Below are 17263 nucleotides of genomic sequence, written 5' to 3' on the forward strand. Positions count from 1 at the left end.
AAAAAAATGGACAATGCCGATTCAGAACCGGAAACCGGCGATGAATCGATTTATGATTGATTTTGATGATCGCCTAGACGATCACCGTTAAGTTGAAATGGGTGTTTACACAGAATTTGGGATAGGGTCGATCTACATCAGTCTCCTATTTTATTACAGCCTCTACATCTCTAATGCAGCGCATTTTCTTATATCGCTTTGCCAAAAATTAACAGCTATTCTATCTTTCATAAAAGCTTCTACCACTTTCCACCAATCTTCTGAATATACCTATTCGTCGCAATCTTCGCAGATAACCACCCAAGAAAGATACTCAGTGCCATAATAAAAATCGCCTCACTAACATCAAAGCCGTGTAGTTCAAATTTTACCGTAAACATATCTGATACATAACGAACTACCCCTGTAAAATAGCTGATAGTCATTAAACTAAATAGCATCGCTAGTAGGCTTCCGAGCAAGCCATAAATCATTCCAATATATAAGAATGGGCGTGAAATAAAATGATCCGTCGCTCCCAATAGTTGCATCACATCAATAGATGCTTTGCTATTAGACACATCAGAACGAATGCTGTTACTGATAACAAGGAAAACGGCAATCAGCATCAACAGCGTACAAGTGACCGCTACACGAGCAATGAGTTGGGTAATCGCTGTAAGTTTTTCTAACCAACCATTGTCCAAACGCACTTCCTGTACCCCTTTAATATTCTGCAAACCATTGCGAAGTTCCAGCATATTTTCAGGTGAGGTAAAGGTTTTTTTCGGCTTTAAGAGCACCACGGCTGGTAGTGGATTGTCATCTAAAATATCTAATGCCTCCCCAAATCCTGACCAAGAACGAAACTCATCTAGGCTTTGTTGGCGAGAAATGTAATTAAGAGAGTCCACCTTATCGGTATCAAACTGACGAATCCGTTCAACAACTGCATTAATATCGTGTTCTGCTAGGTTTTTATGTAGATAGACCGTCAATTCTGGCTCTGGATAAAATTCCGTCGCTGCGTGGCTCGTATTTTTCCATAGCAAGTAGCTGACGGTCGGTATCGTTAAGGACACCGTAATAACTAATACCGTTAAGAAAGTGCCAAATTTACGTTTGAGTAGATCTTGCCACACTGAACGCAGAATAAAACGGGTTTGAGCATTAAGTGAATTTAGCATTGTCGATCCTTACTTTAAATGTCCTTCTTCCAACTCTAAACACGGTTTAGGGCGTTGGGCGATAATGTTTGTATCGTGGGTGGCAATCAATACTGTTGTGCCTGCTTTGTTAAATTCTTCAAATAAACGAAAAATTTCAAAAGAGAGTTTGTCGTCTAAATTGCCTGTTGGTTCATCAGCAAGTAATAACAGCGGACGATGAACAATCGCACGAGCAATATCTACACGTTGTTGCTCCCCACCTGACAGATGAAGCGGTCGGAAGTTCGCTTTATTTTCCAAGCCAACACGAGAAAGAGCAAGGCGAGCTTCACGTTCTGCAACGGTTTGATTAACGCCCATAATGATCAAAGGTAATGCTACATTATCTAAAATCGAGCGGTCGCTCAGTAGGCTATAATTTTGGTGAACCATACCAATTTGACGACGTAAAAACGGCAATTCTCGTTCTGCAAGGAGCGTAATGTCGTGTCCGTTGAACATCACTTGTCCGCCATTGGCTCGTTCAATGCCCATAATCAGCTTCAGCAAGGTGGTTTTTCCTGCCCCTGAATGCCCCGTGATATATTTCATTTCCCCTTCTGCAAGGTGGAAGTTAATCCCTTGCAGAGCTGGTCGTCCACCGCCTTTATAGGCTTTGCTGACATTAGTAAATCGGATCATTACTTCTCGTCCTCGTGAGTAAATAAGGCTTCAATAAATTCTTCGGCATCAAATGAGCGTAAATCATCAATTTTTTCACCCACCCCAATAAAGCGAATTGGAATATTAAATTGATCCGCAATCGCAAAAATTACCCCACCTTTCGCAGTACCGTCCAGTTTTGTTAAGGTAATCCCCGTTAAACCAACCGCTTCATTAAACAGTTTCGCTTGGCTGATCGCATTCTGTCCTGTACCAGCATCAAGGGTAAGCATAATTTCGTGCGGTGCGGTTTCATCATATTTTTTCATTACTCGCACTATTTTTTTCAACTCGTCCATTAAGTTATTTTTGTTTTGCAAACGTCCTGCGGTGTCTGCGATTAACACATCAATCCCTTTTGCTGCTGCCGATTGCATTGCATCAAAAATCACTGACGCAGAGTCAGCCCCTGTACTTTGTGCAACAACAGGAATGTTATTGCGTTCGCCCCACACTTGAAGCTGTTCAACGGCCGCCGCACGGAACGTATCGCCGGCCGCTAACATCACTGATTTTCCTTCCGCTTGGAATTTTCGTGCTAATTTACCGATAGTAGTTGTTTTACCAACCCCATTTACCCCCACCATCAAGATCACATAAGGTTTTTTATCTTCCAATACCAATGGCTGAGCAACAGGTTTCAGCACATCGGCAAGTTCAACTTTTAACTGCTGATAGAGCAACTCAGCGTCACGTAATTGCTGTTTTGTGGCGTGTTCGGTTAAATTTTTAATGATTTTCGTGGTAGTCGGCATACCTAAATCCGCCACCAATAACTGTTCTTCTAGCTCTTCAAACAACTCATCATCAATTTTCTTACCACTAAAGAAATTACGGAAGCCAGAGCCGATACTCTGCTTCGTTTTGATTAATCCTTTGATTAAACGGCTGAAAAAACCGCCTTCGCTGGTTGGTTTTTCTTGATATTCATCTGCCTGAACACGTTCTTCGACTGGACTTTCATCTTCGACAAGCGGTGGATTTTGCTCAGAAATTTGCAACTCTTCCGCTTGTTCATCTAAGCTCTCCGTGATTTCTGCTATGGGTTCAACAACTGCCTGCTCAACAGTTTCAGCTGGTGTTTCAATCGTTTCTTCTGCCGTTGGTTCAACAATCACTTCTTCGACAACTTCAGTTGGTACTTCAACCACGTCTTCGGTCGTTATATTTTCTTCAATAATCTCTTCATTTTTTGCAAAATCTTGCTCAGAACTGACCGCTTGTTCCGTAATTTCTTCTGGTTGAGCATCTGCTTTCTCTGCTACTTTTTCTTCGGTTGTTGCCGTTTGTTCAACGCCTTCCTTTTTCCCGAAACCTAACCAAGACCAAAAGCCTTTTTTCTTCTTTTCATCTGACATTTTTTGCTCTCTCTTAAAATTAAAAAATCCATTTTCGATAAAAATGGAATAAACTTGTATTAGTCTATCATTTTTAACCCTAATTTTTACGATTTCGTATGAAAAAAACTCGAATTTCTACACAAAACAGACCAACAGGCGAAGTCCGTGTGATTGCTGGCTTATGGCGAGGACGAAAACTGCCCGTATTAAACGCCGAAGGATTACGCCCAACCACTGACCGAGTAAAAGAAACGCTCTTTAACTGGCTGATGATGGATATTGCTGGCTCTCGTTGTTTGGACTGCTTTGCTGGCAGTGGCTCACTTGGGATTGAAGCCTTATCCCGTCAAGCACAAGCGGTCGTATTCTTAGAAAAATTTGCAGGCGCGGCAAATCAACTCAAAAAGAATTTAGTCAGCCTAAAAGCTGAAAATGGCAAGGTCATTCAAACGGACACATTACAATTTCTTGCACAGAAAAATAGCGAGGCACCTTTTGATCTGGTTTTTGTCGATCCGCCATTTCATCAAGGCTTTGTACCACAAGTCTTAACGGCACTTGAACAAAACGGCTGGCTGGCTGAAAACGCCTTGATTTATGTCGAAGCTGAAAAAAATCACTCGCCGTTGGTCTTGCCTGAACATTGGCAGGTAGTTAAAGAAAAAACAGCAGGACAGGTGGTGAGTAGGTTGGTGAGGACTTGATAACACAAAGCTGTGGGATTGTCTCAAATATGCAAAATCTCACCGCTTGTTGTTTTGTTATTTCCCCAAACGTTGTTCCATACCTGATAAAAAAGTTTCCATAGACTGTTTTAAATCTATATCCATTCGTTTTGAAAGCACGGCAAGCCACCAAATACATTCAGCCAATTTATGTTTAAGTTCTGGCGTCACATCTTTATTTGAAACCCAGCGTTCTTGTTGCGACATCGTTAAACGACCGACTAATCCGGCATCACTCAAAAAGGCTAAGGCATCTTCAATCACCGACCATTCGGTTTGGTGATTTTGTCGTTCTAGTTGATGATATTTTTCCCGAATGGCTTGCGAGCGTTCGATAATGTGTTGGAAATCCATATTTTTCTCCGTCATTTAAAAATACTACCTTACCATCATGTCTCTTTACCGCCTACATATTATTTCCCCAACCGTGATAAATTTATTTTTATAATGATAAAATGCTAAACTCATTGACAAGTTTATAGTCTATATCTATCAAATTCACTAAATCAAAAGGAAAGTAATATGTTATCTCGTCGAGAATTTTTAATTATGAGTGCTGGTACAGCCTTAGTTGCTAGCTTTCCTACCCTAGCTAACACTGGTGCGAAACCGCAAACGGCTACGGCAATTACCCAAGTTTTTGGTAATGGTGTGCGTTTAACCGCCATTGCCATTGAATACAGCCAGCCTGTCACAAGCGGTCAGTTTGACGCAAAAGATTTCAGCGTTGAAGGACGCACGATTACTAATGTATTTGTCAGTAATTCTGCTAGCTTAGATAAAGCAGAATCGGGCAAGTTTGTGATTGTGCAACTTTCTCCCGATGATGCAAACTTGTCATTATCGGAAATGATTCCAATGGCAAATGCAACAGTTCGACCAAAACCAGCAGGGGGCGGTAAACCTTGGGTGGCAGGCGATAAACCAGCAACTAATTTAATTTTTAATGATCCGACCGCAACCATTAATCCCGACGGCACGAAACTTTCGACTTCTTCGGTAAAAAATCTGATTGTGGACGATTTCCAACAGCTCACCTTTAACGATCCTGAAACGGGAAAATCTCTCCGTTACAACCTTTATGTTCCGAAAAATCACGGCGACAAACCTTTGCCGTTAGTGCTGTTTATGCACGATGCCGGTGTAACCAGTGAATTTCACCGAGCGACTTTATTGCAAGGTTTAGGTGCAATTTCGTGGGCTAGTCCAGAAGATCAGGCTAAACGCCCTTGCTTCGTGCTTGCGCCACAGTTTGATGAAATTATCGTGGACGATAAATCTCAAGCCTCACCGATGTTAGAGACCACGATTCATTTAATCGACAGCTTGCGTAAACAATACAACATTGACGGCAATCGCATTTACTCTACGGGGCAATCCGGCGGCTGTATGATGGCCATTGCAATGAACATCAAATATCCCGATTTATTTGCGGCGTGCTTCTTAGTCGCGGGTCAATGGGGAGCGGATTTGGTTGCACCGCTTGCGAAGAAAAAACTTTGGATTTTAGTCTCCGCAGATGATTTAGGTGCATTCCAAGGACAAAACGCCATCACGGAAAAATTAGAAAAAGAAGGGGCAAAAATCAGTCGTGAAATTTGGGACGCTCGCTGGAACGCTAACGAATACCGTTTTGCCTACGATAAAATCGTCGCACAAGGTAATCCAATCAATTACACTGTTTTCGCCAAAGACACGGTTTTCCTTCCAGGAGCGGACAAAAAAGGCGCAAGCGGTCACCGCAATACGTGGCGAGTGGCTTATACTATTGAGCCAATCCGTGAGTGGTTGTTTGAACAAGTGAAAGGTTAAAACAATATGCTAGGTTAATTAAACAAGCGGTAGGATTTGAAGAAAAGTTTGCAAATGCAAAATCTCGTCAAAATCCCACCGCTTTTTCCCCTAAAGCTTCTGCTCCATCAAGGTTTTTAACGGTTCAAGCCCCAAGCGTTCATAGAAACGGAATGCCCCTTGATTGTCATTCCAAACGTGAAGTGTCACACTGTCGCAAGCGTTTGCTTTGGCAAAGTCCACCATATACTGATACAACTTCTCGCCGATTTTCTTGCCTCGTTGTGACGCATCAACACAGAAATCGTCAATGTACAACACCTTGCGATCAAATAAGGCTGGAATGCCTTGCATAATTTGATAAATGCAGAAAGCATAGCCTTGCACCGTGCCGTTTTCATCTTCATACACAAAGATCGGTTTTTGTTCGTCTGCCATTAAGGCTAAAATTTCTTCATCGCTGTATTTGCGCTTACCCGCTTGGAAAATATCAGGGCGAGCTTCAACGTGACTTGCAATTCTGCTTCGGTTAGCCGAGCAATAATCGGGTCGATAAAAATTTTACCGCTTGCACTTAAAGCAATCAACTTACTGCGTTTGTCGTTCTCATCAGGCAGAAAAGCCAAAAAACCTTTTTGGTCTAGTTGTTTACAAACAGAGGTTACCGTTTGTTTCGGCAAACTCCATTTATCGCCAATAGCAGTAGGTGAAGTCGCACCATAGCGACCAATGGAATACAAAAAATGCAATTCATTTAAGGTGAGCTGATGTTGTTTCGCTACACTAGCATAAATGCTCGACAGCTGTGCTGCTAGCTCCACCAATTTATCAAAGGGGGGCATTTTTACGCTCCAAAAATTTGACACGAGTGATGTCATAAAGCCAGTTAAACACCAAGGTATACAGCATAATCAGCAAGCTCAAACCAATATCCACCAAAAAGGCGTGCCACAGGCTTAAATTCAATAAATACGCCACCACCGGAATGGTAAACAGCAATAAGGTACACTCAAAGCAGACGGTATGTAAAATGCGTAATTTTAGACTACGTTCTTCCCGCTTGCCGGTAAAAATTTTATCAAACACATAGTTAAAGAAGAAATTAAGTACCATTGCCATCACAGACATTGCAATCCCCGTGCCAGCCGCAGCTTCAAGGCTGAAATCCCCAGCCAATAATATCGCAACCGTACCGATTGCTATTGCTCCAATTTCAAATAATACCGAGTGAAAAATGTGTTTGTAAAAAGTCATAAAATAATCCTATATCGTACTAAATAGATTTATTTTAGTACGACATAGGATTAAATGTAACTGTGTTGTTTAGGGATTTATCTATTGCAATAAAACCTTACGTTTTTTATTAAAGCCGTCGCACATAGTCCACAAGGCTTACACCAGCCCCATACAACAACTGGCTCGGCACAATATGCAACCGTTCATCTTTTTCCACAATCAACTGCGGCACACCTTGCACACCGCAATGGTGGGCGAGTTGTTGCCCGAATTGAAGACGTTGTGCTAATGCCGTTTGGGTAGATTGTTTGCTAAGCAACGACACAGCTTGGCTAAGGTTGAGCTTGTGCAACACCTGTTCAACTACAGCAAAATCTGCATTATCCAAACCGTCCACATAACGTGCCGTCTGCAACGCTGACAACACAGCAAGCTCTTGTTCTGGAGCAATTTGTTGCACCGCTGTTAAAGCCAGTAAGCTGTTTGCTGAATTAAACTCGCCTTGCCCTTGCAGCACGTTTTCCAAATACGCCTGCCTAAACGGCTGACCGGTCAATTTTTCAATCCGTTGCTCGTTACCCCACGCATAGCTGGCGAAATCGGCGTCCATTTTACGACCGCTTTGGTAAAACAAGCCTGTTGGCGTTAAGGTAAGCGGATAGATTTCATTGAGTTTTTGCAATGTCGCTGACGCACCATAACACCAACCGCAAAGCGTGGAAATGTACGCAAGGAGAGCGAGAAGTATTGCTCGACTTAAACAGCCGTTTCACTACCAACGACACCCAAGCACTGCTCAACGCTGTGCTAGACGGGAGCGACATTGCGATGTTGCCAAAATATATGCTGGAAACCGAACTGCAACAGGGCAAACTGCAAGCCGTCCTACCCGATTGGCAACTGCCGACATTCAGCATTTATGCGATCTATCCGTCAAGGGACAAACTCCCCCTTGCCGTAAGAAAATTGATTGATTTTTTGGTGGAGAGTTTTGAAGGGAAAGCGTGGTAGAGTTAAATTTGGTTATTTATTTAGCACTCCTGCTTTCCGATTACTTATGGTACTGTTTTTACTTATCAACAGTGTTCCGAAAAATAAATCTTTCTATAATAATCATTACAAGAAGAATAATAGGTGATGGAATTTCTATCATTTTATCCCCAAGCAGTTGAAAATATGACTGTATTTTCGCTATTTTCACACATAATATTTTTAATAATTTTCTTAATTTAGAACAATAAATTGAAATCTTATTTTGAGCCGCAGATTTACTCGGTAATTCAGCCCAATTCAGCGATCCTGTTTTACCGAAAAATCCGTGAGGTCATCAGTTATGATTTAGCCCTTGAAGCAGATGAAGTATTTGACGGACAAATTGAGTTGGATGAAAGCTATTTTGGTGGACCTCGTAAAGGAAAACGAGGTCGTGGAGCAGCAGGAAAAGTGGCTGTTTTTGGGATATTGAAACGGCAAGGAAAAGTATTTACTGTGGTCGTCAATGATACGAAGACAACAACGCTAATGCCTGTTATAGCAAGGAAAACCAAGCCTGACAGCTGGGGTTATACCGATACTTATCGTAGTTATGATGCCCTCGATGTGAGCGAATTTCACCACGAACGAATTAACCATTCGGAGCTGTTTACAGTGAAACAAAATCACATCAACGGAATTGAAAATTTTGTCTACTATTCCCATATTAATTAAACCAAACACAAAAAGCCCACTATTTCCATAGCAGGCTTTTTTATCACTAAAAATTAGTCACCAACAGCAATACGTTTCATATCTGTCATATAACCACGCAATTCTTGACCGATTAACTCAACCGGGTGGTTGCGGATGGCATCGTTAATATCACGCAAGTAGACATTGTCAATTTCAACAGTTGGTGTTGGTTCGCCTAAATCGCCTTTTTGTAACATTGGGATTAATTTCTCAGCTAAGATTGGCGTTGCAACGTGTGAGAATAAGTAGTTACCGTATTCCGCAGTGTCTGAAATAACCACGTTCATTTCGTATAAACGTTTACGCGCTATAGTGTTTGCGATTAACGGAAGCTCGTGTAATGATTCATAGTATGCAGACTCTTCGTAGATACCGCTTGCAACCATTGCATCGAATGCCATTTCAACACCTGCTTTTACCATTGCAACCATCACTACACCGTTATCAAAGTATTCTTGTTCAGAAATTTTGATACCGTCTGCTTTTGGTGAATTTTCGAAAGCCGTTTTGCCTGTTTCTTCACGCCATTTTAATAAGTTTGCATCGCCGTTTGCCCAGTCTGCCATCATAGTTGATGAGAACTCACCGCTGATGATGTCATCCATATGTTTTAAATATAAGAAGTTTAACTGTTCTTTGATTTCTTCCGCTAATTCAAAGGCACGGATTTTCGCTGAGTTAGAAAGACGATCCATCATTAATGTGATACCGCCTTGTTTTAACGCTTCGGTAATGGTTTCCCAGCCGTATTGAATTAATTTGCTTGCATATGCCGGATCTTTACCGTCCGCCACTAATTTGTCGTAGCACACGATAGAACCTGCTTGCAACATACCGCAAAGGATTGTTTGCTCACCCATTAAGTCAGATTTCACTTCTGCTACGAATGAAGACTCTAACACGCCTGCACGGTCGCCACCTGTCGCACTTGCCCACGCTTTTGCAATCGCCATACCTTCGCCTTTCGGGTCATTTTCAGGGTGAACTGCGATTAATGTAGGCACACCGAAACCACGTTTATATTCTTCACGCACTTCTGTACCTGGGCATTTTGGTGCCGTCATCACAACGGTGATGTCTTTACGAATTTGCTCACCTTCTTCAACAATGTTGAAACCGTGTGAATAACCGAATGCTGCGCCTTGTTTCATTAACGGCATCACATCTGCCACCACTTTAGAGTGTTGTTTATCTGGGGTTAAGTTAATCACTAAATCTGCCGTTGGGATTAACTCTTGGTATGTGCCAACTTTAAAACCATTTTCAGACGCACGAGTGAATGATGCACGTTTTTCTACGATTGCTTCTGCACGCAATGCATAAGCAATATCTAAACCAGAATCACGCATATTTAAACCTTGGTTTAAACCTTGCGCACCACAACCTACGATCACGATTTTTTTGCCTTTTAAGAAGTTGCAACCGTCCGCGAACTCGCTGCGATCCATAAAACGACAACGACCTAATTGGTCAAGTTTTTCACGTAAGTTTAATGTGTTGAAATAGTTAGCCATAATAAAAATCCTGTGTTGTTAATGTTGAATGTTTGATGTTGTGTTTACATACTGTAATTATTATGGCGAGAATTATACGGATTTTGATGATTGCGTAAATTGATATTATTAGGATTTGTTATTTCAATTTACGCAATTACATTTTTGTTTATAAGGTAAGTTTACTTAATACAAAATCAGTGTCCTTGTCGCCTCTATCTGATAAGTTCACCAATAATCGCTTATCGCTTCCTAGTTCCTTGACTCGACGTAACGTATAAGCCACAGCGTGAGCACTCTCTAAAGCAGGGATAATACCTTCTTGGCGTGAAAGGCTGAGGAATGCTTCTAAACATTCTTGATCGGTTGCTGTTTCATAGCGTCCTCGCCCAACATCTTTTAAATAACAGTGTTGAGGTCCGACACCTGGATAGTCTAAGCCTGAAGCAATAGAGTGAACGGCTGATGGTGTGCCATCTTCTTCTTGCAAGTAATAGCAGTTAAAGCCTTGCATTTGACCGAATTTTCCTTTTGTCATTGTAGCTGCGTGTCGCCCAGCCTTATCCAAGCCTTCCCCTGCTGGCTCCACTCCAACTAGTGCGACAGAGGGCTCATCAATAAATGCGTTAAATAAACCTAAAGCATTAGAACCTCCACCTACACAAGCGATAGGTTTTAGAGTTATTTTTACAAATTTTTGCTGTAAAACGACCGCTTGCTTTGCTGATTGGCAATGAATCCGTTATAATCTTGCCAATTTTTCACCCTTATTTAATAGAAGGAAACCAAAATGGGCTTAGAAAATGTACCTGCTGGTAAAGAGTTACCAGATGATATTTATGTTGTAATTGAAATTCCTGCAAATTCAGATCCAATCAAATATGAAGTGGATAAAGAAAGTGGTGCAATTTTCGTGGATCGTTTTATGGCAACAGCAATGTTCTATCCTGCGAACTACGGTTATGTAAACCATACCCTTTCTTCTGATGGCGATCCTGTGGACGTATTAGTTCCAACGCCATACCCGCTTCAACCAGGTTCAGTGATTCGTTGCCGTCCAGTTGGCGTGTTAAAAATGACTGACGAAGCAGGTGGCGATGCGAAAGTAGTTGCAGTTCCACACAGCAAATTAACTAAAGAGTACGATCACATTAAAGATGTAGGCGACTTACCAGCATTATTAAAAGCACAAATCCAACACTTCTTCGAAAGCTACAAAGCATTAGAAGCAGGCAAATGGGTGAAAGTTGAAGGTTGGGGCGATGTGAATGAAGCTCGTCAAGAGATCTTAGAGTCTTTCGAACGTGCGAAAAAATAATTAAACTATTAACCGAATATAATGCCAAAGTAAACGCTTTGGCATTTTTTATGATAGGAATTAAGTATGAAATTTTTCAAGAATCTTAGCGTTATAGCAATTTGTTCACTACTTTTAACCGCTTGTGTTAGCACAGCCCAAATTAATCAAGAAGCAGAAAGTAATTATGCTAAAGTGAAGCAGGAAGCAAGAGCAAAAAGTATGTTAGATACTAGCTCAACGACAGCTCATCGCATTCATTCGGTTTTCAATAAGATGAAGCTTTATGCGGAACGAGCAAATAAAACAGGTGTGCCGTTTCAATGGGAAATCATTGTGCTGAAATTAAGTGAATTGAATGCTTGGGCGATGCCTGGTGGAAAAATGGCATTCTACACAGGGCTGGTGGATAAGTTGAATTTATCTGATGACGAGATTGCGGTTGTGATGGGACATGAAATGGCTCACGCTTTGCAAGAACATGGCAAATCAGATCGTACTGTTAGCGCAGTGACAGGTATTGTTGGTGTACTTGCTGATGTTGCAGTGACCGCAACAACAGGGGTAGATACAGAGGGTCTGCTCAGTGCAGGGGTGGATTTAGTTGCCAATAAACCCTTCTCTCGTAGTCAAGAAACAGAAGCCGATGAAGTCGGTTTGATGTTAATGGCAGAGTCAGGTTATAACCCCGAAGCAGCACCAAATGTGTGGGTGAAAATGAGCCAAGCGAACGGCAGTTCAGGTTTGTCTATTTTTTCTACTCACCCGTCAAACGAAGATCGCCAAGCGAATTTAGCACGTTTAGTGCCTAAGGCTAAGGAAATTTATAATCGGAAAAAATAATACCTAAATAACCTGAAAAATTCTATGAGCCCCACTATAAATAGCGGGGAACTCACAAAATAATATTCTATTTATGGAAAACAGAATATATTTTTTCCCCTAATTATTAGGATTCACTATTTAGTAAAGGTTACCGAGGTCTGCTCAGGCAAATGTAAATCTAACTGATTATACGGAATCGAAATCCCAGCCTTATCAAAGCCAATTTTTACTTTTTCCAAAATCGCAAATTGTGTAGTTGAATAGTTATTCGTCTGTACCCACGGACGCACAAATAACTGCACACTGCTTGCCGCTAAGTTACCGACTGCAATGGTAGGCTCTGGATAGTGTAAAACATTTTCATCTTCAAACAGAATTTGAGCAATAATCTCTTTAGCTTTCTCAATATCGGACTCATAGCTAATATCGAAAATGAAGTCGATGCGACGAGTTTCATTGCGGGAGTAGTTGGTGATACTGTCGGCAAATACTTTACCGTTTGGGATCAACACCGTTTTATTATCGACCGTTCTTAGCTCCAACATCAAAATCCCCATTTGCTCAACTTTGCCTGATTTACCACCAGCTTCAATAAAATCGCCTTTGTTAAATGGTTTAAAGATTAATAGCATTACCCCAGCAGCAAAGTTTTGTAATGAGTTTTGCAAGGCTAAACCAATGGCTAAACCAGCCGCACCTATCAATGCCACTAACGAACTCGTATTAATGCCTAATTGTGAAAGTGAGGCAATCACTGTAATCAGCAAAAACAGAAAATAAGCGATAGATCGAACAAAACCTTGTAGCATTTCATCTTTGCTTGATGCTAATACCGCTTTGCCGATAAGGGTACTGATAGCCCTTGCCAAATAACGCCCGATAACAAAAATCGCAATTGCAATTAACAATTTAGTGCCATAGGGAATAATCCAATTTTCCAGGAGTTGTTGAAGTTCAAGATTTTTTACATCAGTAATAATCTCTTTCGCTTCAGGGGGTAAAGTGATTTCAGGTATGATTTCTTTTGTTTTTTCTGTGGTACTCATTATGTTCTCCTATATCAATTTCAGCCTATTCTAACACGAGACAGAATTTGTGATAAAATCCAATTCATTTTTCCTTTCTTTATATCAAAATGACAACAGAAAAAGTAATTAGTGCCAGCGTTCAATTTTTTACGATCAGTGATGATGAAGCTGGGCAACGTTTGGATAACTTTTTACTCGCCAAGCTCAAAGGCGTGCCAAAAAGCCTGATTTACCGTATTGTGCGTAAAGGCGAAGTGAGAGTAAACAAAGGACGGATTAAACCCGAATATAAGTTGCAAGCGGACGATATTGTGCGAGTTCCGCCTGTGCGTGTGGCAGAAAAAAATGAAGCACCGATTTCGACCAAACTCAACAAAGTTGCAGAGCTTGAACATCAAATTCTTTATGAAGATGAAGTGATGTTAGTGATTAACAAACCGTCAGGCATTGCCGTCCACGGTGGTAGCGGTTTGAGCTTCGGTGTGATTGAAGCCTTACGAGCGTTACGCCCACAAGCCCGTTTTTTAGAGCTAGTTCACCGTATCGACCGAGATACATCGGGGCTGTTGTTAGTAGCGAAAAAACGTTCCGCATTGCGTAGTTTGCACGAACAGTTGCGTGAAAAAGTGGTACAGAAAGATTATCTCGCGCTCGTGCGTGGGCAGTGGCAATCGCACGTTAAAGTGATTAAAGCACCACTATTGAAAAACGAATTAGCCAGTGGTGAACGTATTGTACGAGTAAGTGAAGAAGGCAAACCGTCCGAGACCCGATTTGTAATTGAAGAACGTTATCCGATAGCGACCTTAGTCAAGGCTTCGCCTGTGACAGGTAGAACGCACCAAATTCGTGTACATACTCAATACGCAGGACACCCAATTGCCCTTGATGATAAATACGGCGACCGTGAATTTGACCAAAAAATGCAACAAGCGGGTTTAAACCGTTTATTTTTACACGCCCATTCTATTCGATTTGTTCACCCTAAAACGGGCGAAGAAATGGTCGTGACAGCACCGTTGGATAAACAACTAAAAGCCGTGTTGGCGAAGTTGAGAGTAAAATAATCTAATCAACCTCACTACTACATCCATAGATAGTGAGGTCTATTAAAAAATTTATAGTCTAACCCGTTTTTATTTACCTTTTTTTAAAAACTCCACCCCAGTATCAGGGAAGTCAGTAAATACACCTGTTGCACCAGCTTTGTTGAGTAGGGCATCATACATTTCATCAATGTTGGTGAAGAACTCAGGTAGTGCGTCTTTGCGTACTGTGTACGGGTGAAGTTCCATCTTATATTGGGCTAACTCTTTAACTAATGGAGTGTAAACAATGTTGCCTACTTTTGATTTCTCTTTGTCGATCAACATATACCAACCTGGTCCAACACCGTCTGCGTATTTCGCTACTTCTGCCATCGCACCTGGTTTAAACATCCAGTCGTAGTTGTAATTTACCCATTTACCTGATTTGTCTTTTTCTTCCGTTTCGTGCCAGTCAGTGTAAGCCACTAATTGTACAAGTTTTACGTCCATACCAAGTTTTGGTAACAATTCAGTTTTGATACGTTTTAACTCGTTGAAGTCAAAGGTTTGTAGATAAACAAGGTCTGATTTTTGGTCATAACCGTATTTTTTCAACACTTTTAAAGTTTCCAGTGCAATATCTTTACCTTCTTGGTGGTGTAACCAAGGGGCTTTGATTTCAGGGTAGATGCCGATTTTTTTGCCGGTGGATTTTTCTAAGCCTTGGATAAATTCAATTTCGTCTTCAAAGGTGTGAATTTTGAAATCAGATTTCCACATTGGGAAGCGGTTTGGGTAGACTTGAACTTGTTTGCCATCTTCTACTTTGAAGTTTTCGGTCATTTCAAGGGTTTGGATTTCTTTTAACGTGAAATCCGCCACATAATAACGCCCATCTTTTCTCGCACGATTTGGGAATTTTTTCGCGACATCGGTTAAACCATCAAGGAAATGGTCGTGAATAACTACGAGGCGATTATCTTTGGTCATTGCAAGATCTTGCTCTAAATAATCCGCTTGTTGCCCAAAGGCAAGAGCTTTACTCTCTAAAGTATGTTCTGGTAAATAACCACTTGCACCACGGTGAGCGATAATTAATTTATCTGATTGTGTTGCGACTGGGGTTGATGTTGAGCAACCTGCTAATACTGCTGTTGCGACTAAACCTAATGCAAATTTTGTGAGTTTCATACTGTTTTCCTCTTTTTGTAGATATAAAAAAGGAAGACCAAAATGTCTTCCTTTTAATCATTAATTATTTACCATAGCTATCTTCTAATTTCGCTTTATGTTTGCCTTCTTCAAGCATTGTGATGAACATTAACAATACTGCTAATACGCCACCTGCGATCATTACATAGAAGCCACCGTCCCAGCCGTAGTACTCTGCTGCCCAACCAACCACTGCTGATGCAGATACTGTACCACCTAAGTAACCAAATAAGCCTGTGAAACCTGCTGCTGTACCTGCTGCTTTTTTCGGTGCAAGTTCAAGAGCGTGTAAGCCGATTAACATTACTGGTCCGTAGATTAAGAAGCCGATTGTGGTCATTAAGATGAAGTCCATTAATTGATATGGGTTTTCATACCATCCTTTGCCTGCGTATTGTGCAAGTTCTGCTTCTGGTGTTGCTGGGTTCATCCATAATGCAACTACTGCTGCTGTGGTAAGGATCATAAAGATGAAGCCTGTTAAACCACGTTTACCTTTGAATAGTTTGTCAGATACCCAACCACAGAGTAATGTACCTGGGATTGCTGCTAATTCATAGATGGTATATGCCCACGCGGTACCTTTGATGTTGAAGTGTTTTACTTCGCCAAGGTAAACCGGTGACCATTTCAATACGCCATAGCGGATTAAGTAAACGAATACGTTAGCGATTGCGATGTACCATAACAATTTATTTTTTAACACATAAGTCACTAAGATTTCTTTCGCGGTTAAGTCGTGTTCGTAGGTTTTTTCGTTATAGTCATCTGGGTAGTCATTACGCCATTTTTCAACTGGTGGTAAGCCACAAGATTGCGGAGTATCGCGCATCACTAAATAGATTGGAATTGCAGCCACCATTGCAGCAATACCTGGATAGTACAACGCTTGTTGCCATACGTCTTTAGCAGTTGCTTCTACGCCGTAGTTGATGAAGTAGATTGCACTTGCAAGTAACACCATCGCACCTGGTACCATACCCCCTAAGTTGTGCGCACAGTTCCAGATAGATACGATGGTTCCACGTTCTGATTTAGACCACCAGTGAACCATTGTACGTCCGCACGGAGGCTAACCCATACCTTGGAACCAACCGTTTAGGAAGATCATTACCCACATTACTAAAATGCCTGAAGTTGCCCAAGGCATTAAGCCCATCATTGTCATACAAAGACCAGAGAGTAACAAACCAAACGGTAAGAATACGCGTGGGTTTGAACGGTCTGAAATGGTTGCCATAAAGAATTTAGACAAACCGTAAGCTAAACCTGCTGCTGTACCGATCACACCAAGTTCTGCTTTTGTGTACATTCCTGCTTCGATTAAACCTTTTTGAGCTAAATCGAAATTCGCACGAACGAAATAATATGCTGCGTAACCAAAGAAGATCCCTGCAAACACTTGCCAACGTAAGCGGTTATAAGTGGAATCTATCTTCTCTTTTGGTAGCTCCGGGATATGCGGAGCGGGTTTAAAAGGACCAAACATAGAGCCTCCAACAATAAAGTTTATAGACAAATAAGGTCTGCTTTGTTTGTAAACATATCCAGACCTTGACGTTGTTCATAATATCCCTTTTTTGAAAATTAAAAAGAAGTATTTCTTCATTTTGTGAGCTATTTCACAAAACTTGCTCAGCAATTTGGATAAATGTGAGCTTTATCACAAATTTAATTTCTTTTTCGCTCATTTTCTTGTTTAAAAATGTT

Annotated in this window: 18 protein-coding genes and 2 pseudogenes; 7 read left to right on the forward strand and 13 right to left on the reverse strand. The window is 41.2% G+C overall.

Features of this window, described 5'->3' with window-relative positions:
* Window positions 1-239 precede the first annotated feature (239 nt).
* Genes ftsX through ftsY form a run of 3 tightly spaced genes read right to left on the reverse strand, consistent with a single transcriptional unit; the run spans window position 240 to window position 3208 of the window.
* Entirely contained in the window at window positions 240-1166 is a 927-nt protein-coding gene (gene ftsX / locus B0183_RS08220; RefSeq protein ID WP_021112037.1) for a permease-like cell division protein FtsX, read from the reverse strand.
* A 9-nt stretch (window positions 1167-1175) separates the two neighbouring features.
* Complete coding sequence (gene ftsE, locus B0183_RS08225; protein WP_021110246.1) at window positions 1176-1829, reverse strand: cell division ATP-binding protein FtsE; 654 nt, start codon at window positions 1827-1829, stop codon at window positions 1176-1178.
* A complete protein-coding gene (gene ftsY / locus B0183_RS08230; protein ID WP_078208640.1) occupies window positions 1829-3208 on the reverse strand; it encodes a signal recognition particle-docking protein FtsY in 1380 nt (459 codons plus the stop codon). Before ftsY ends, ftsE begins: the two co-directional genes overlap by 1 nt.
* A gap of 98 nt (window positions 3209-3306) precedes the next feature.
* Here ftsY and rsmD point away from each other — a divergent pair, with 98 nt between their 5' ends.
* Complete coding sequence (gene rsmD, locus B0183_RS08235) at window positions 3307-3894, forward strand: 16S rRNA (guanine(966)-N(2))-methyltransferase RsmD (protein WP_078208641.1); 588 nt, start codon at window positions 3307-3309, stop codon at window positions 3892-3894.
* A 57-nt stretch (window positions 3895-3951) separates the two neighbouring features.
* Here rsmD and B0183_RS12790 read toward each other — a convergent pair whose 3' ends face one another.
* A complete protein-coding gene (locus B0183_RS12790; RefSeq protein WP_044009326.1) occupies window positions 3952-4269 on the reverse strand; it encodes a MazG-like protein in 318 nt (105 codons plus the stop codon).
* A 168-nt stretch (window positions 4270-4437) separates the two neighbouring features.
* Here B0183_RS12790 and B0183_RS08245 point away from each other — a divergent pair, with 168 nt between their 5' ends.
* Window positions 4438-5727: a PHB depolymerase family esterase gene (locus B0183_RS08245; protein ID WP_078208642.1), complete on the forward strand. Its 1290-nt coding sequence runs from the start codon at window positions 4438-4440 to the stop codon at window positions 5725-5727.
* A gap of 90 nt (window positions 5728-5817) precedes the next feature.
* On the opposite strand, the gene B0183_RS08250 is transcribed toward B0183_RS08245, so the two are convergent.
* The 4 genes from B0183_RS08250 to B0183_RS08265 form a co-directional block, all read right to left on the reverse strand.
* On the reverse strand, window positions 5818-6144 hold the full coding sequence (locus tag B0183_RS08250; protein ID WP_021114158.1) for a GNAT family N-acetyltransferase: 327 nt from the start codon (window positions 6142-6144) through the stop codon (window positions 5818-5820).
* A 5-nt stretch (window positions 6145-6149) separates the two neighbouring features.
* Window positions 6150-6548 (reverse strand): MarR family transcriptional regulator, encoded by a 399-nt coding sequence (locus tag B0183_RS08255; RefSeq protein ID WP_078208643.1) that lies wholly within the window; start codon window positions 6546-6548, stop codon window positions 6150-6152.
* Window positions 6535-6960: a PACE efflux transporter gene (locus B0183_RS08260; RefSeq protein WP_075604839.1), complete on the reverse strand. Its 426-nt coding sequence runs from the start codon at window positions 6958-6960 to the stop codon at window positions 6535-6537. Before B0183_RS08260 ends, B0183_RS08255 begins: the two co-directional genes overlap by 14 nt.
* A 109-nt stretch (window positions 6961-7069) precedes the next feature.
* A complete protein-coding gene (locus tag B0183_RS08265) occupies window positions 7070-7624 on the reverse strand; it encodes a DsbA family protein (RefSeq protein ID WP_234802050.1) in 555 nt (184 codons plus the stop codon).
* On the opposite strand from B0183_RS08265, the gene B0183_RS08270 reads away from it, so the two are divergent.
* Entirely contained in the window at window positions 7624-7953 is a 330-nt protein-coding gene (locus tag B0183_RS08270; protein ID WP_021112046.1) for a LysR substrate-binding domain-containing protein, read from the forward strand. The two genes, B0183_RS08265 and B0183_RS08270, sit on opposite strands and share 1 nt — an antisense overlap.
* A gap of 248 nt (window positions 7954-8201) precedes the next feature.
* Window positions 8202-8625 (forward strand): annotated as a pseudogene (locus tag B0183_RS08275) (IS1595 family transposase); the annotation flags it as partial.
* 77 nt (window positions 8626-8702) lie between these two features.
* On the opposite strand, the gene ilvC reads toward B0183_RS08275, so the two are convergent.
* Window positions 8703-10184 (reverse strand): ketol-acid reductoisomerase, encoded by a 1482-nt coding sequence (gene ilvC / locus B0183_RS08280; protein WP_078208645.1) that lies wholly within the window; start codon window positions 10182-10184, stop codon window positions 8703-8705.
* Between the two features lie 148 nt (window positions 10185-10332).
* Complete coding sequence (locus B0183_RS08285; RefSeq protein WP_078208646.1) at window positions 10333-10902, reverse strand: pyridoxal-phosphate dependent enzyme; 570 nt, start codon at window positions 10900-10902, stop codon at window positions 10333-10335.
* A gap of 51 nt (window positions 10903-10953) precedes the next feature.
* On the opposite strand from B0183_RS08285, the gene ppa reads away from it, so the two are divergent.
* Window positions 10954-11481, forward strand: a complete 528-nt coding sequence (gene ppa / locus B0183_RS08290; protein WP_005713221.1) for an inorganic diphosphatase — start codon at window positions 10954-10956, stop codon at window positions 11479-11481.
* A gap of 66 nt (window positions 11482-11547) precedes the next feature.
* A complete protein-coding gene (locus tag B0183_RS08295) occupies window positions 11548-12303 on the forward strand; it encodes a M48 family metallopeptidase (RefSeq protein WP_005713220.1) in 756 nt (251 codons plus the stop codon).
* 116 nt (window positions 12304-12419) lie between these two features.
* Here the strand turns inward: B0183_RS08295 and B0183_RS08300 are convergent, their stop codons facing one another.
* Window positions 12420-13331, reverse strand: coding sequence for a mechanosensitive ion channel family protein (locus B0183_RS08300; protein WP_016527455.1), 912 nt, complete (start codon window positions 13329-13331; stop codon window positions 12420-12422).
* An 89-nt stretch (window positions 13332-13420) separates the two neighbouring features.
* Here B0183_RS08300 and rluC point away from each other — a divergent pair, with 89 nt between their 5' ends.
* Window positions 13421-14380 (forward strand): 23S rRNA pseudouridine(955/2504/2580) synthase RluC, encoded by a 960-nt coding sequence (gene rluC, locus B0183_RS08305; RefSeq protein ID WP_005713218.1) that lies wholly within the window; start codon window positions 13421-13423, stop codon window positions 14378-14380.
* A 69-nt stretch (window positions 14381-14449) separates the two neighbouring features.
* Here the strand turns inward: rluC and glpQ are convergent, their stop codons facing one another.
* Complete coding sequence (gene glpQ / locus B0183_RS08310; protein WP_021116254.1) at window positions 14450-15532, reverse strand: glycerophosphodiester phosphodiesterase; 1083 nt, start codon at window positions 15530-15532, stop codon at window positions 14450-14452.
* A gap of 64 nt (window positions 15533-15596) precedes the next feature.
* Window positions 15597-17042: pseudogene (gene glpT, locus B0183_RS08315) on the reverse strand (glycerol-3-phosphate transporter).
* Window positions 17043-17263: the final 221 nt, after the last annotated feature.

The organism is Glaesserella parasuis (assembly GCF_002015085.1).
GTDB classification, from domain to species: Bacteria; Pseudomonadota; Gammaproteobacteria; order Enterobacterales; family Pasteurellaceae; genus Glaesserella; species Glaesserella parasuis.